Here is a 14178-nt window from a genome sequence, read left to right as displayed (position 1 = left end):
GGCAGAGTCGGTCGGTGCGGGCGATCAATGCGCTGGGTCTCGACGCACGTAGCCGACCGCGCGATTCGCCAGATCACGGCTGTAGACATTTCTAGATCACGGGCGTCCGATTAGCTAGATCACGTCTGTGGAAATTTCTAGTCGAGGCAAAGTCGCGGTCACGGCGGTCCCGTTCCGTGATCTGGTGGCGCGGCGGTTGGCGGGCGTTGTCGAGGCCAGGATGGTCGACGAGCCGGTCATCCTCCTGCAGGGCCCGCGTGCGGTTGGTAAGTCCACGCTGTTGCGCGAGCTCGCTGCGGCCGTGGGCGCCGAGGTCATCGATCTGGACGACCTCGCCGTCCGGGACGCGGTCGGGCGGGATCCCGGGCTCTTCGTCGGTGGCGATCGGCCCACCTTCATCGACGAGTACCAGCGTGCTCCGATCGTGCTGGAAGCGATCAAAGCCGAGCTCAACAGGGACAGCAGACCCGGCAGATTCGTCCTGACCGGTTCCGCCCGCCACGAATCGCTGCCCACGGTCGCCCAGGCGCTCACGGGGCGCCTCCACCGTCTCCCGGTCTACCCGCTCTCCCAGGGGGAGATCGGCCAGGTCCACGAACGGCTGCTCGACAATCTGTTCGCGGACGCCACGTCCGTCGTGCGTGCCGGTGCGCCCTCTTCGGCGACGCGCGCCGACTACATCTCCCGGGTCGTCGCTGGCGGCTTCCCGCTCGCGCTCGCCCGTGGCAGCGCCACCGCCCGTAACCGCTGGTTCGACAAAAGCGATCTTCACGAGGGGCGCTCCGAGGTCATGGCAACGTTGCCGAACTCACGCTAACCGAGATCGTAACGGAAACCATTTTCATTGGAGGCGCCACGCCGGGCACTCAGACCGGAGGCCGCCGGGAACGGAGGGCCGGTCATCGCGGTGTATGCCGCGCGGGAATCCAGCCCGGAGTTGAGTGACCAGCGCGCGTGCCCGGCGGGAGCCAACGTGGAGACGTTCTCCCAGGGTTTCGGCGGAGATCGGGCGGTGGTGGTGCTGTCGGTGCAGCACATCCTCGGCAGCGCGGCACTTGATCGCCAGCGTCCCCCACGTAGACGCCCCCGGCGCGGACACGGCCGGGGCGGTCCTGGTGCTGATCTTGAGACCGTTGACGGCGCGGCGAACCGGGGGCGGTCAGCACCGTGAGGCACATCCCGCCGGCTATCCGAAGCTGCGTGGTCCGCCGACCCGGACGATATCGCCATCCAGGCGTACCGGGAGCCGGGTGAGGGGCGCGGGGGCTGGTCCGCTGATGACGGCTCCGCTAGCCGCGGAGTACACGGCGCCGTGGCAGGGGCAATCGAACCCCTGGTCTGGGGCGTTGAACTCGACAGCGCACCCCGCGTGGGTACACACGGCTGAGAAGGCGGCGAACCCGCCGGCCGCGAGGTGGATCAGCCAGGCCGGCTCGCCGGTACGGGCGATGGTGAACCGTCTCGCCGATCCCTGGTCGATCTCGTCGGTACGCGCCACCGGAATGTCGCCGGAGTCGTCGGACGATCCCGGCGGGCCGTCGGTACGGGCATCAGTATGCGTGCGCGCACCGGCGCCGGACTGGCGGCCCACCGGCGGTCCGCCGGGCACGCGTTGACCACCGGCCGTGCGCCCGATCCAGGCGGCCAGCCCCGCGGTACCCAGTGTCACGACAGCGGCGCACCCGGTCGTGACCGTGCGCCGCAGCCAGACACGGCGACCCGCATCAAGGTCGTGGGACGGGCGGGGTCCATGGGGTTGGAAGGCTGCACCGGGTCCGCGGGCCTGCCCCAGCCAGGCGTCCAGGGACAGCACTCCGGCAGAGCCCACCGCTGTGAACGGCAGCCACATGACGGTGAAGACGACGTCGGAGCCGTAGTAGTACGGCCTGGTCTGCCAGCTCACGATGAGCAGGAAGGCCAGGGACAGCAACAGGCCGCCGACTGCGGCGAGCCGTGCCCACAGCCCGAGCAGGGTTCCGGCTCCCACCGCGACCTCACCCAGGGCGATCAGCACGCCGACGGCACCCGCGTGGGACCGCAGCGGGCCGAGCAACGCCCCGATCGGGCTGGTGTGCTCGAAGGCCGCAAGTTGGTGCCCGATCGAGGTCGGTGCGGCAGGGTCGAGGAAAGCCGGGTCGGCGAGTTTCTGCAACCCGGCAAAGGCGAACGTGACGCCCAGAAACAGCCGCAACGGCAGAAACAGCCAGCCCGGCTCGGTCAACCGGGCTCTCCAGCCCTGCGCCGCCAGCAGGACCAGCTGCGCCCGTCGCCAGGACACCACCGACCCCGCCGAGCGCCCGACGATCCGCAACAACTTCCGCCACCCATCCGAGTCGATCGCCCGGAACCGCACCCGACCGACACACCACGATCATTGAGCAGATGGGTGCGTGGGTGCGAGATCGACGCCCGGCGCGCCGCTCGGAGGGTTTCCGGCCAGTGACGCGAACCCGACAGGATGACGCTCGACCTGACGTATCGCTGCGTCACTATACCGACGACCTACGCTCTGGAGATCTCGATGGATGGCCTGATCGCGGTTACTGCTGGGACCTGTGAGCTGGTGGTCAGGCGCCGCCCGCGGTGACGACGGCGTCGGTGAGGAATCCGGCGGTGAGGCCGGCGAGAAGCCCGACGTAGAGCAGATCACGGCGCCCCGCTCGTGTAGCCACCGCGATGAGCTGGACGACGACGTAGAGGATGGAACCCGCGGCCAGCGACAGGAATATCACGCTCAGTGGCTCGCTGGTGAACTGCCGGCCGATGGCGGTGCCCACGACGGTGGGGCCGCCACCGATGAGCCCGGCCAGCAGGAGGAATCCCCAGCTGGGCCGGTCGTCTTCGGAGGCGAGCGGTGCGACGATCCCGAATCCTTCGGTCGCGTTGTGTAGTGCAAAGCCGATCACGAGGATGGTGGCGAGACCGATCTCACCGCGGCCGGCGCTGCCGCCGATGGCCAGTCCCTCGCCGAAGTTGTGCAGGCCGATACCCACGGCGATGGTCAACGCCAGCCGTCGTGCCGGAGAAGGGCCCGGTTGGACGGGTGGGTTGAGGGCGGTGAGCTCCTCGGCGGCCATGGCGCCCGGCCCGAAGCGGCGCGGCTGCCCGCCCGGGCTGGCGGGTCGCGGCCGCCCGGAGCGGTGCGCGAGCGCGCGTTCGTAGCCGAGCAGGCCCAGCAGCCCGAGGGAAAGGCCGCCGAGGAACAACGCGCCGTAGCCGACCACCGGGCCGAGTCCGCCGCTGTGGTCGTGGACCTTGCCCAGCGCGGTGTCGAGGGGCTCCCAGGCGTGAGCGAGCACGTCCCACACGAGGAAGATCAGGATGCCGACCGCGGTCGCGTTGAGGAACTGGCTCACGCCCGGCCTGGGACGGCGTAGCCGGCCCAGCGGAAGTCCAAGCAGGATCGTCGCGCCCGCGATGAACCCCAGGATCAGTGTCCGCGTCTCGCTCACATCAGCCCCTATGTCATCCGATCCCCGACGTGGGCAAAGCTTAGGTAAACCTCAGCTCCACGGGCAAGTGAGAAGTCCGGCACGCGCTCCGCCCGGGGGGTGCCCAGCTGGTCGGTCTGACAGGCGGACGTCACGGGCCTCACGTCAATCCAGATCTTGCGCAGCCCCGCGGACCGCTCGAAGCTCGTCACGCCGCGGCCGGGAACGAGGGGAAGCGACGCCAGCCGCCCCCGTCACCCGGCGGGCCGCAACTGCCGTCAATGGCGCAGCCATTAGTTACGAAATATCGTAAGTCGTATCGATGGGACGGCACTTGGTGCCGCGGCGTGGCCAGGCGGGGGCGGGCTTCTGGCTCCAGGGCCGGAGCCGAGTCCTCGCGCCTGGGCGATGGTTGGGGCAGGTAGACAGCCCCGGATCGCGTCTCTGCCTGTCGTCGGCGGGTCCTCGCGTGGGCGGCCAGGGACGGCCGGCGCTGCGGCGGTTGACGGCAATGACGAAATATCGTATCGTCTCGCGGTATGGCGTACTTGAGCGATCTGGGTCGCGGTGGGCGTCCAGTCCGTCGCCGATGGGCAGCGCCGATGTTGCCGGCAACGCCGTTGATCACTACGGGCTGGTGTCCTTCAGGTGCCCGTGACCGGATCGAGGCCGTCGGCGGAGCCGCGAGGGAGATCGCTGGGGCTGAGGTGCGCACTCGCTTGACGGCCATCAGCGGATGGCCCTCGCGACAGGCGCGCGAGGAGTGTTCGTGGCAGCTGTCGCGGACCACCAGAACGGGAATCTCGTTATGACGGACTATTACTTTGTCGCCGGCATTGGGTTACCAGTCCGCGGCCGGCTCGACGTGCGCAACCCAGCTGATCACGACGACGTGGTCGGTACGATCCCAGAGCTGACCGCCGCGGACGTCGCCCGGGTGGTGCGGGCCGCCGACCGCGCGCAGAAGGGCTGGGGCGCGAGGACGCCACGCGCGCGCTACGACCTGCTTGCCGCGGCGCTGGCCGGGGCCGACGTCACCGGCGCCGACGTACTGCTGACCCGGGAGAACGGCAAGGTCCTCGCTGACTCCACCCGCGAGCTGGGCTATCTGGACTTCCCGGTGAGGTTCCTGGCCGAGCACCTCGACTGGCTCGCCGACGGCGACGACCTCGGCGACTCGGGCCGGCACCGGACCCGCGTCCTGCGCCGGCCCTTCGGGGTCGTCGGCATCCTGACGCCGTGGAACGTCCCGATCGGCATGAGCGTCGTGACCATCGCCCCGGCGCTGCTCGCTGGGAACGCGGTCGTCGCCCATATCCCGCCGACCTGTCCGCTCACGGTCCTGCGGGTCTTCGGCCAGCTGGCCGGGGCGCTGCCGCCCGGCGTCCTGTCGCTGATCTGCGCGCCGGACCCCACGATCGCCCAGGCACTGGTCGAGCACCCGCTGGTGCGCAACGTCCACTTCACGGGCAGCACCGCGGTCGGTGCGCTGGTGGCCAGGGAGGCCGCTGGCACGATGGCGACGGTCACCCTCGAGCTCGGTGGCAACGACCCGGCCATCGTCCTCGACGACGCGTTCGATGACGGCGCGCTCTACCAGCGGCTGGCCGCCTCTGCCTTCGGCTTCGGCGGGCAGGCGTGTGTCGCGTTGAAACGGCTTTATGTCCCCCGGTCGAGGGTCGCCGAGGTGGTCGACGGGCTGGGGTCGGTCCTGTCGTCGACCGTGGTCGGGGACGGCCTCGACCCCGCCACGACGCTCGGCCCGCTGCACACCGCGCGGGGACGCGCGCGGGTGCGCGGGCTCGTCCAGCGTTCCGGTGGTGACGTCCACGAGTTCGGCAAGCTGGCCGGCGACCCGGCGAAGGGGAACTTCCTCCTGCCGGTGGTCGTGTCCGGCCTGGACAACACGGCGCCGCTGGTGCGCGAGGAGCAGTTCGGTCCGGCGCTGCCGGTGGTCGCCTACGACTCGGTCGACGAGGCGGTGGCCATGGCCAACGACTCCGAGTTCGGGCTCGCCAGCTCGGTGTGGTCCGCCGACCAGGAGGCCGCCGCTCAGGTGGCGGGCGCGCTGGAGGCCGGGATGACCTGGATCAACATGCACGCGGGCGCGGCGATCGACGGCCGCGCGCCCTGGGGCGGCGTCAAGCTCAGCGGGGTCGGCCGGGGCGGCGCGAACCGCGCCGGTCTGGAGGGCTTCACCGAGCCGCACGCCATCACCTGGCCCGGCTCGGCCGCCTGACCCGGGAGGAACGAGGCACTCATGTCAAGGACGCAGATCCCCCTCCTGGACCTCGTCGAGGTGACGAGGTCGGACGACCTCAGCGCGTGCTACGAACAGCTGCACGCCGGTGGCGCCGTCGTCGCCCGCGGCGAGAAGCTCGGCGGCTACGACTACCTGGCGGCGATCGGCTACCAGGCCGTCCGGCGGGCGGCCGGCGATGCCACGAACCTCATCTCCGCGCAGGGCTCGACCATTCCGCCGCTGAAGACGGCGATCCCGCCGATCCCGGTCGAGGTCGACCCGCCGGACCACATGAAATACCGCCGCCTGCTGGTGCCCGAGCTTCGCCCGGACCGGGTCGACAACTGGTCGGGAACCATCCGCGCCGCGGTGGACCACGCGCTGGACCAGTTCATCGAGGCCGGTGCCGGGGATCTCGTCGACGTCGCCCAGTACGTTCCGCCGGCCGTGATCGCTGTGATCCTCGGGGTCCCGGACGACGCGCTGGTCATGGTCGACATCACCGGGCGGCTGAACGAGAACACCGGCCAGGGCGACGCCGAAGCCCGCGCGGCCGCGAACCGGGACCTGATGGCCTACCTGGAGAAGGTCGTCACCGCGGCCGAGGGCACCGATCGCACCGACCTGCTCGGGCTGGTCGCGAACGCGGTCATCGACGGCGCGCCGATCGGGCACACCGCCGCGCTGGCGACGGCGATGACCTTCGTCATCGCCGGTCAGGAGACCACCGTCAACGGCATCGCGAACCTGCTCGGCCTGCTCGTGACGGTGCCAGGCCTCAAGGAGCGGCTCCTCGACGAGCCGGCGCTGGTCCCGGTCGCCGTCGAGGAGGCGCTGCGGCTGGAGTCGCCGGTGCAGATGATGGGCCGCACCGCCGCGGTCGACACGGATGTCGAGGGCTGTCCGGTGCGGGCCGGCGAGAAGGTCGGGCTCGGCCTGGGCGCGGCGAACCTCGACCCGGCGAAGTTCGACCAGCCCGGGCGGTTCCGGCTCGACCGCGGGGCCAACCCGCACGTGGCCTTCGGGTACGGGATCCACCGCTGCGTCGGCGAGCACGTGGCACGCGCCGAGATGACGATCGCGGCCGAGCAGGTGCTGGCGCGGATGCCCGACGTCACGCTCGCCGGTCCGCTCACACGGGGCGCGAACATCCCGATCAGCCGGGGCACCAAGGCCATCCCGGTCCGGTTCACGCCGGGGCCCCGCGTCCTCGCGCGCTGACCGCCGCCGGAGATCGGCACGACGGCCGCGCCGGCGCGGCCGGCCGCCTCCCCGAAGATCTGGCCCAGGCGCCGCGCGCAGCAAGGAGCAGTGAACAGCATGAAAGCTACCGCCGCGGTGTTTCCGGCGACGGGGGCCCCGGTCGCGTTCCACGAGGTCGAGGTGGCCGAGCCACGCGACTCGGAGGTCCTGGTCCGGATGACCGCCACCGGTATCTGCCACACCGACCTGTCAGTACGGGATGGGATCATTCCGTTCCCGCTGCCAGCCGTGGCCGGTCACGAGGGCGCGGGTGTCGTCGAGGCGGCCGGACGGGCTGTGCGGACCGTCGAGCCAGGAGACAAGGTCCTGCTCGTCCCGCCGTCGTGCGGGGTCTGCGGGCCGTGCGGCACCGGCCACCCGTCGCTGTGCGAGGTGTCCGCGCTGCGCTGGTCCGGCCGGCGGCTCGACGGCACGCCCGTCCTGGCCCTCGACGGCGCGCCGCTGGCCGCGCGCTTCCTCGGCCAGTCGTCGTTCTGCTCGCACGCCCTGGTCGAGGAGCGGACGGTCCTGCGGGCACCGCGGGACGTGGCCGACACGACCCTCGCCCCGTTCGGCTGCGGGGTCGTGACCGGCGCCGGAGCGGTGCTGCGGGTGCTGCGGCCGGGGCCCGGCTCCAGCGTCGTCGTGCTCGGGGCCGGCGCCGTCGGGCTGTCCGCGGTCATGGCCGCGGCCGTCACCGCCGCGACCCGGATCGTCGCCGTGGACCTGGTCCCGTCCCGGCTGGAACTCGCCCGCGAGCTGGGCGCGACCGGCACGATCAACGGCCGGGAGGCCGGCGACCTGGGCGCGGCGATCCGGGAGCTCACCGGTGGCGGCGCCGACTTCGTCGTCGAGACCACCGCGAGCACCCAGGTCCTGCGGGCAGCGCTGTCCGGTCTCGCCCGCGGCGGGACGGTCGGCCTCGTGGGGGCGGCGGCGCCCACCGAGCAGCTCGCGCTGCCGCTCGTCCAGCTCGTCTCGGGCGCCATGGGGCTGCGCGGCGTCGTGATGGGCGACGGCAGCCCCGCGTTCCTGCGCGCGCTGATCGGGCTGCACCGGCAGGGCCGGCTCCCCGTGGACCGGCTTGTCCAGGTCTACCCGTTCGAGCGGATCGACGCGGCCATGGCCGACGCGGCCGGCGGGCGCACGATCAAGCCGGTGCTCACCTTCGGCTGAGGAGGCCTTGAACCACATGACAGCTGACGTGGACCTGCGGCACCACCACTGGACGATCGACGAGGAGGTGGCCCAGTACCTGAACGCGGACCACCCCGACCGGGCCGAGATCACCCGGGACCCGTACCCCTTCTTCGACCGCCTGCGCGCGCACGCGCCGGTCTACCGGACCGCGTCCGGACCGGTTCTCGTCACGTCGTACCAGGCCACGCAGGGGCTGGTCCGGGACCGGCGGTGGAGCCGGGAGGAGATGTCCGGCGCGCCGGGCGTCACCCCCACCCAGCGCGTCTTTCTCGAGAGCCTGGCCTTCCGGGACCCGCCGAAGCACACCGTGCTCCGCGGGCTGCTGGCCGGCCTGTTCACCCCGAAGTCACTGGAGGCGAGCCGGGCGGACGTCCGCGACATCGTGCGGGGCCTGCTGGCCGAGCTGCGCGGGCGGGACCACTTCGACTTCATCCAGGACTTCTCGTACCTGGTCCCGCTGCGGCTGATCTGCCGGCTCGTCGGTGTCCCGCTGAGCCTGGAAAGCGAGTTCATCGCCTGGGGCGACGCGTTGATCGGGTCGCTGGAGCCGCTGCCGCAGGCCGCGGAGGTGGCCGCCCGGCGGGAGACGACCGCACGGGAGTGCTTCGCGTTCTTCACCGAGCTCATCCGGGAGCGCCGGGCGCGTCCCGGCGGGTCCGACATCATCTCGCAGCTGCTGGCGGCCAGGGACGAGGAAGGGCGGTTCCTGACGGACGAGGAGATCATCGCGAACTGCATGCTGCTGCATTCCGCGGGGTTCAGCACCACCAGGAACCTGATCTCCAACGGCATGTACCTGCTGCTGCGGAACCCCGCGTCCTACGCCGAGCTGCGGTCCGACCCGGGCGTCATCCCGTCGGCGGTCGAGGAGATGCTGCGGTGCGAGGGCCCCGCGCGCAACAGCCTGCGCCGGACCGCGCCCGAGGACACCGGGCTCGGCGGGCTGCCGATCCAGGCGGGCGAGTCCGTCTACGCGATCCTCGCGGCCGCGAACCGGGATCCGGCGGCGTTCGACGACCCGCACACGTTCAACATCCGGCGTGCGGGCCCGCGCCAGGTGGCCTTCGGCGGCGGAATCCATCTGTGCCTCGGGCAGAGCCTCGCCCGCCTCGAGGCCACCATTGCCTTCGCCCACCTGGCCGAGGCGCCCAGGCTGGAAGCGGACGTCGACGCGCTCGAGTGGATCCCGTCGTTCCTGACCCGCGGGCTCGCCTCGTTCCCGGTGCGGTGGGCGTAGGCGTGCCCGGGCCAGCGGTCCCGCCCCGGCCAGGTGAAGAGGGTGCGTATGTCTGAACCGTTGAAGGCCGCGATGCTGGTGACGGGGGCCGGGCGCGGCATCGGCATGGCCGTCGCCCGGGAGCTGGCCACCCTCGGCGGCCCGCTGGTCCTGGCCGATGTCGACCTGGACAACGCCAGGGCCGTCGCGGCCGGCTGCGAACGCGAGCTCGGCGTGCCCGCGACGCCGGTGAAGGTTGACGTGACCAGGCTGGACGACGTGCGCGCGCTGGTCCGGCTCGCCGTCGTCGAATACGGCCGGATCGGCGTCGTCGTCAACTGCGCGGGGATCTTTCCGTTCGCCCCGGCGGTGGACACCGCCGAGGAGATGTGGAAGCGCGTCCTGGACGTCAACCTCACCGGGACGTTCCTCGTCTGCCGCGAGGCCGGGGCCAGCATGATGGCGACCGGGGGCGGCGCCATCGTCAACATCTCCTCCGGCGCCGGGTCGATGGCCAACCCGAACCTCGTCGCCTACTCGGCGAGCAAGGCGGGGGTCGTGGGCATGAGCCGGACGCTCGCGCACGAGTGGGCCCCGACGGTGCGGGTCAACGTCGTGGCGCCGGGGCCCACCCGGACGGAGGGCACCGCGCGGGCCCGCGCCCCGCTGGACACCTCCCGCATCCCGATGGGCCGGGCCGGGGAGGCGGCCGAGACCGCCCGCGCCGTCCGGTTCCTCGCCTCCCCGGAGGCCAGCTTCATCACCGGTCAGACGCTGCACGTCAACGGCGGGAAGTTCATGCCGTGACGGCGGCCGGCAGAGCCTAGGAGTGACATGAGCGGCTACCCCGACCGGGCCAGGATCCACGCGGCGGTGCTGGGCTACGTCAAGGGCCTCGAACGGGGCGACTTCGACGCCGTGGCGGACCTCTTCACGGAAGACGCCTTTTACTCCCACCCGCCGTTCGACCCGGACAGCCCGAAACGGGCCGAGGTGCGGGGACGCGAGGCGGTGCGCGCGCTGCTGAAGGAGCGGCGCGGCTCGCGGTCGTGGTTCCACGAGATCCAGCTGCTGCACGTGGCCGACGACCGGTCCGTGGTCGAGGGCATCGTCCGGGAGCACGAGGGCGGGCCGGTCCGCTCCTCGTTCGCGGGGCTGGGCACGTTCGACGCCGAGGCTCGGATCACCCGGTGGGTGACCTACCGCAGCGTGCCCGCGGTGGGGGAGTCGCTCGGCTGACGCGGACCGGCCACCAGCACCCGACGCGCGACCATTCGGCATGTCGTGGATTTCTCCGATATGCTGGGAGTAATTCGTTGGTGCCAGGTCTCCGACGCGAAGGATGGGCAGCGGCCGTGGCTAGGCAAGTCGAGAGCCTGCAGGAGGGCACGCCGCGACCCGCCGGGCGCGGCGGTGGGCACTCCGGCGGGGGTGCGCCGGCCGCTGGCCGTCCCACGGTACCGGCGGCCGCGCGCGCGATGGCGCTGTTCGAGGTGTTCGCCCGGGAGCAGCGGGAGCTCACGAAGTCCGAGGTCGCCCGGCTGCTCGACCTGGCCGAGAGCAGCAGCTCGGACCTGCTGAACACCCTCTACGAGCTCGGGTACGTCAGCCGGACCGCTACGTCCAAGCGGTTCTACCCGACCGGACGGCTGCTGGCGGTCGCCTCCATGATCGCCGCGAACGACGGGCTCGCGGCCTTCGGCAACGAGGCGACCAGCCTGCTCGCCCAGCGTTCGGGGGAGACGTCCTGTTGCGCGGTGCTTGCCGGCGAGCAGATCAAGGTCGTGGCGGTCTCCGAGGGCCGGCATCGGCTGCGGTACATGCTCAACGTCGGGGACTTCTTCAGCGTCCACGGCACGTCGATCGGCAAGGCGCTGCTCGGCGAGCTCGACGACGAGACGATGGGGCGGCTGCTGCGCCTCAAGCCGCTGGCGCAGCTGACCCCGAAGACCATCGTCGAGCCGCGCGCGTTCGAGGCGGAGATCAGGAAGCACCGGGAGCTGGGCTGGTACCGCGCCAGTGACGAAGGCACCACGGGTGTCAGCTCGTTCGCGGTAGCCGGCCGGATCGGCGACCAGCCGGTCGGGCTGAGCCTGATCGGTCCGACGGGCCGCGTCGCCGCGCGGCCCGACCAGATGCGCGACATCATCCTCGAGGTCCGCGGCGCCGTCTTCGACGGCTGACGCCTACCGGGCCGGCCACGGCGGCGTGCCAGGACCGCCTGGCTCGCCGCGGCGGCGACGGGGCCGTCCGCGTCGCCGCCGGTGACCCGAGGCGGGCTGGCTCGATCTCCACGCGCCGTGCGGGCGCGCAGCCTCGCGACGGTGGCGAGCCGCCCGGCGGTGGTGGCGCCTCCCGCCGCCGGGCATCACTGTCCGAGGGGTGGGCAAAGTCTTGCCCGGGTGCCACGGCATGTCGTAATGTCTTCCGAAATACCGCAAAGTGGTGAGGCTGACCTGAGCCCGCCTGGGCGGGGACGTCGCTCCTAGACATGCCGCCGGGACGGGACCTGGAAGGGTGGTCGTGGACGGATCACCTCGGCACGCCGTGGAAAGCCGGCGACACGCGCCTGACGACGGCCGGGTGCCGGCGGCCGCCCGGCTCCGCGTGCTCAACGCCGGCAGCGGCCTGCCGACCGCCGTCGTGGCCCGGCTGCTGCGGGACGCCGGCGCCACGGTGCTCCAGCTCACCGAGCCGGGGCACTCCCCCTTCACCGACGAGTACCCGGCCGCGCCGCTGTGGGCACGGGACTGGGCCCCGGTCCGCCGGCAGGACCTGCCCACTATCCTCCCGTCGCTGGACGTGCTCCTCGTCGGCGGGGAGGACCATCCCGAGGCCGCCGCGCCGCCGCGCCTGACTGGCGTCGAGGACCGGCACCCGCGGCTCGTCGTCCTGGAGGTCGGCGGCTACGTGCCCGGCTGGGAGCAGCCGACGCCCGCGACCGACCTGCTGGTGCAGGCCCGGACGGGGTTCGTGTTCGAGCAGTTCCGCGACCAGCCCACCCAGTTCGCGTTCGCGCCGACGCTGTACGGCGCGGCCCTGCTCGGCACCCTGGGCGGGTGGGCGGCGCTGCTCCAGCGGCGCCGGACCGGGCGTGGCCAGCGCGTCCGGGTGTCCCTCCAGCAGGGCCTGGCGTTGTTCTGGCCACACCTGTGGCTGAGCGCCGAACGGCCCGACGAAGCGTTCGACGCCGTGCCACCGCGGGACGTCCAGCATCTGGCCTTCCGGTGCGCGGACGGCGGGTTCGTCCAGATCGTGCTGGGAGTGCCGCGGGCGCTGGCCAAGGTGTACCGGGTGCTCGGGATCCCCGGGCCGGTGGACCCGGTGGACCGTGGCGCGGCGAACCCCGCCCGTGGCCCCGAGAACTACTTCGCCGACCGCGAGCTGCTCGCACCCTACTTCGCGAAGATGCCCCGCGCTGAGCTGGTCGAGGCGTTCGCCGCCGTCGGGATCGCGGCGGAGCCGGTGCTGGAGCCGGGGGAGTGCTTCGACGACCCGCAGGTGCGGGCGGCCGGGCTGGTCACGGTCGACCCGGCCGGGTACGCGTGGCCGTCGGGCGCGGTCACCCTCACCTGGTGCCCCGGCGACGCCGGCCCGGCCCGGCCGGCGCCGCCGGTGGCGGCGGTAGCGGCGAACAGCCCGGTGGCGGCGGCCGACGGGGATCCGCCGCTGGCCGGGATCCGGGTGGTGGACCTGGGGAACTGGGTGGCCGGGCCGTACGCGTCGAAGCTGCTGGCCGACCTCGGCGCCGACGTGATCAAAGTCGAGCCGCCGGCCGGGCTGTCGAATCTGACCGGCCTGCGCAACACCCTGGCCTCGAACCGGGGCAAGCGGGCCATCGTGCTGGACCTCAAGACGACAGCCGGCCTGGACACCATGCGGCGCCTGGTCGCGACGGCCGACGCCGTGCACCACAACTTCCGGCTGGGTGTGGCCGAACGGCTCGGCGTCGACGCCGCGACGCTGCGGGCCACCCGCCCCGACCTGGTGTACCTGCACACCACGGCCTACGGCCGCGCCGGCCCGCGTGCCGGGCGCAGCGGCTTCGACATGGTGATGCAGGCACTGGGCGGCCACGAGGCGCGCGCCGGCGGGGCCGGCAACGGGCCGCTGTGGTACCGGTCGCCGTACCTCGACTACGCGGCCGGCGCGCTCGGCGCGATCGGCCTGCTCGCCGGCCTGTACGAGCGGGCGGAGTCCGGAGCCGGCGTGGACGTGCACACCAGTCTGCTGTCCGCCGCGCTGTTCCTGCGCGGCGAGGTGGCCCGCCGGCCGGACGGCTCGCTGGCCGGCCGAGCCCGGCTGGCGGCGGACCGGCTTGGCTTCCACCCCGCGGAGGCGCTGTACCGCGCGGCCGACGGCTGGGTCGCCATCGACGCGCGCGGAGAGCGGATGAGCCAGGCCCTGGCGGCCGCGCTCGGCCTCGACGGCCTCGGGGCACGCGCCCGGTGGGGGGCCGGGGCGCGCGCGGTGGTCGCGGCCGCCGTCGCCACCCGGCCCGTGGACGCGCTCCTGCGGCTGCTCGCCGACGCCGGCGTGTGGGCCACCCGCTGCGCCGACGACGCGTTCGCCGCCCTGCTCGCGGACGACGCGGCCTGGCAGGCCGCTCTGGTGATCAGCGTGCCGGACCTCCGGTTCGGCCGGGTCACCGGCTGCTTCGGTCCGCTCGTCGACGTCGGGGAGCGGACCGGGCGGCAGGGCACGCACCGCTCGGCGCCGCTGCCAGGGGAACACGCGCACGAGGTGCTCGCCGAGCTGGGGCTCGCGCCGGACGAGCCGGCGCGCCCGGCCGGCGGTGGCGTGCGCGGATCCGGCGAGCCCCCGTTCGTCACTACTAGCTGAGGAAC

Annotated in this window: 11 protein-coding genes; 9 read left to right on the top strand and 2 right to left on the bottom strand. The window is 72.7% G+C overall.

Features of this window, described 5'->3' with window-relative positions:
* Positions 1-220: 220 nt before the first annotated feature.
* A complete protein-coding gene (locus FRADC12_RS08430) occupies positions 221-817 on the top strand; it encodes an ATP-binding protein (protein WP_084010522.1) in 597 nt (198 codons plus the stop codon).
* A gap of 369 nt (positions 818-1186) precedes the next feature.
* Here the strand turns inward: FRADC12_RS08430 and FRADC12_RS34010 are convergent, their stop codons facing one another.
* On the bottom strand, positions 1187-2278 hold the full coding sequence (locus FRADC12_RS34010) for a Rieske 2Fe-2S domain-containing protein (protein ID WP_283215117.1): 1092 nt from the start codon (positions 2276-2278) through the stop codon (positions 1187-1189).
* A 289-nt stretch (positions 2279-2567) separates the two neighbouring features.
* Positions 2568-3452: a ZIP family metal transporter gene (locus FRADC12_RS08420; RefSeq protein WP_045876242.1), complete on the bottom strand. Its 885-nt coding sequence runs from the start codon at positions 3450-3452 to the stop codon at positions 2568-2570.
* 748 nt (positions 3453-4200) lie between these two features.
* On the opposite strand from FRADC12_RS08420, the gene FRADC12_RS08410 reads away from it, so the two are divergent.
* The 8 genes from FRADC12_RS08410 to FRADC12_RS28195 all read left to right on the top strand — a co-directional run bounded on the left by FRADC12_RS08410 (position 4201) and on the right by FRADC12_RS28195 (position 14173).
* Complete coding sequence (locus tag FRADC12_RS08410; protein ID WP_198152830.1) at positions 4201-5670, top strand: aldehyde dehydrogenase family protein; 1470 nt, start codon at positions 4201-4203, stop codon at positions 5668-5670.
* A gap of 21 nt (positions 5671-5691) precedes the next feature.
* Positions 5692-6894: a cytochrome P450 gene (locus FRADC12_RS08405; RefSeq protein WP_052710763.1), complete on the top strand. Its 1203-nt coding sequence runs from the start codon at positions 5692-5694 to the stop codon at positions 6892-6894.
* A gap of 99 nt (positions 6895-6993) precedes the next feature.
* Positions 6994-8091: an NAD(P)-dependent alcohol dehydrogenase gene (locus FRADC12_RS08400; protein WP_045876239.1), complete on the top strand. Its 1098-nt coding sequence runs from the start codon at positions 6994-6996 to the stop codon at positions 8089-8091.
* 16 nt (positions 8092-8107) lie between these two features.
* Positions 8108-9352 carry a cytochrome P450 gene (locus FRADC12_RS08395; protein WP_157488743.1) on the top strand — a complete coding sequence of 415 codons (1245 nt, stop codon included), beginning with the start codon at positions 8108-8110 and terminating at the stop codon, positions 9350-9352.
* Between the two features lie 48 nt (positions 9353-9400).
* Positions 9401-10138: an SDR family NAD(P)-dependent oxidoreductase gene (locus FRADC12_RS08390; protein ID WP_045876238.1), complete on the top strand. Its 738-nt coding sequence runs from the start codon at positions 9401-9403 to the stop codon at positions 10136-10138.
* A 27-nt stretch (positions 10139-10165) separates the two neighbouring features.
* Positions 10166-10570, top strand: a complete 405-nt coding sequence (locus FRADC12_RS08385) for a nuclear transport factor 2 family protein (RefSeq protein ID WP_045876237.1) — start codon at positions 10166-10168, stop codon at positions 10568-10570.
* Positions 10571-10686: 116 nt separating this feature from the next.
* The gene (locus FRADC12_RS08380) at positions 10687-11514 is read left to right on the top strand and encodes an IclR family transcriptional regulator (RefSeq protein ID WP_198152829.1); all 828 of its coding nucleotides are present in this window, start codon (positions 10687-10689) and stop codon (positions 11512-11514) included.
* Between the two features lie 340 nt (positions 11515-11854).
* Complete coding sequence (locus tag FRADC12_RS28195; RefSeq protein ID WP_157488742.1) at positions 11855-14173, top strand: CoA transferase; 2319 nt, start codon at positions 11855-11857, stop codon at positions 14171-14173.
* The last annotated feature ends 5 nt before the right edge of the window (positions 14174-14178 follow it).

It is taken from the genome of Pseudofrankia sp. DC12, from assembly GCF_000966285.1.
Lineage (GTDB): Bacteria > Actinomycetota > Actinomycetes > Frankiales > Frankiaceae > Pseudofrankia.
The sequence above is the reverse complement of the archived record's forward strand: the minus strand, read 5'-3'. Positions and strand labels throughout refer to the sequence as shown.

Coding starts and splice junctions, on each gene's coding strand:
- FRADC12_RS08430 (WP_084010522.1), top strand. CDS start 221: ATGGTCGACGAGCCGGTCATCCTCCTGCAGGGCCCGCGTGCGGTTGGT.
- FRADC12_RS08400 (WP_045876239.1), top strand. CDS start 6,994: ATGAAAGCTACCGCCGCGGTGTTTCCGGCGACGGGGGCCCCGGTCGCG.
- FRADC12_RS08395 (WP_157488743.1), top strand. CDS start 8,108: ATGACAGCTGACGTGGACCTGCGGCACCACCACTGGACGATCGACGAG.
- FRADC12_RS08390 (WP_045876238.1), top strand. CDS start 9,401: ATGTCTGAACCGTTGAAGGCCGCGATGCTGGTGACGGGGGCCGGGCGC.
- FRADC12_RS08385 (WP_045876237.1), top strand. CDS start 10,166: ATGAGCGGCTACCCCGACCGGGCCAGGATCCACGCGGCGGTGCTGGGC.
- FRADC12_RS08405 (WP_052710763.1), top strand. CDS start 5,692: ATGTCAAGGACGCAGATCCCCCTCCTGGACCTCGTCGAGGTGACGAGG.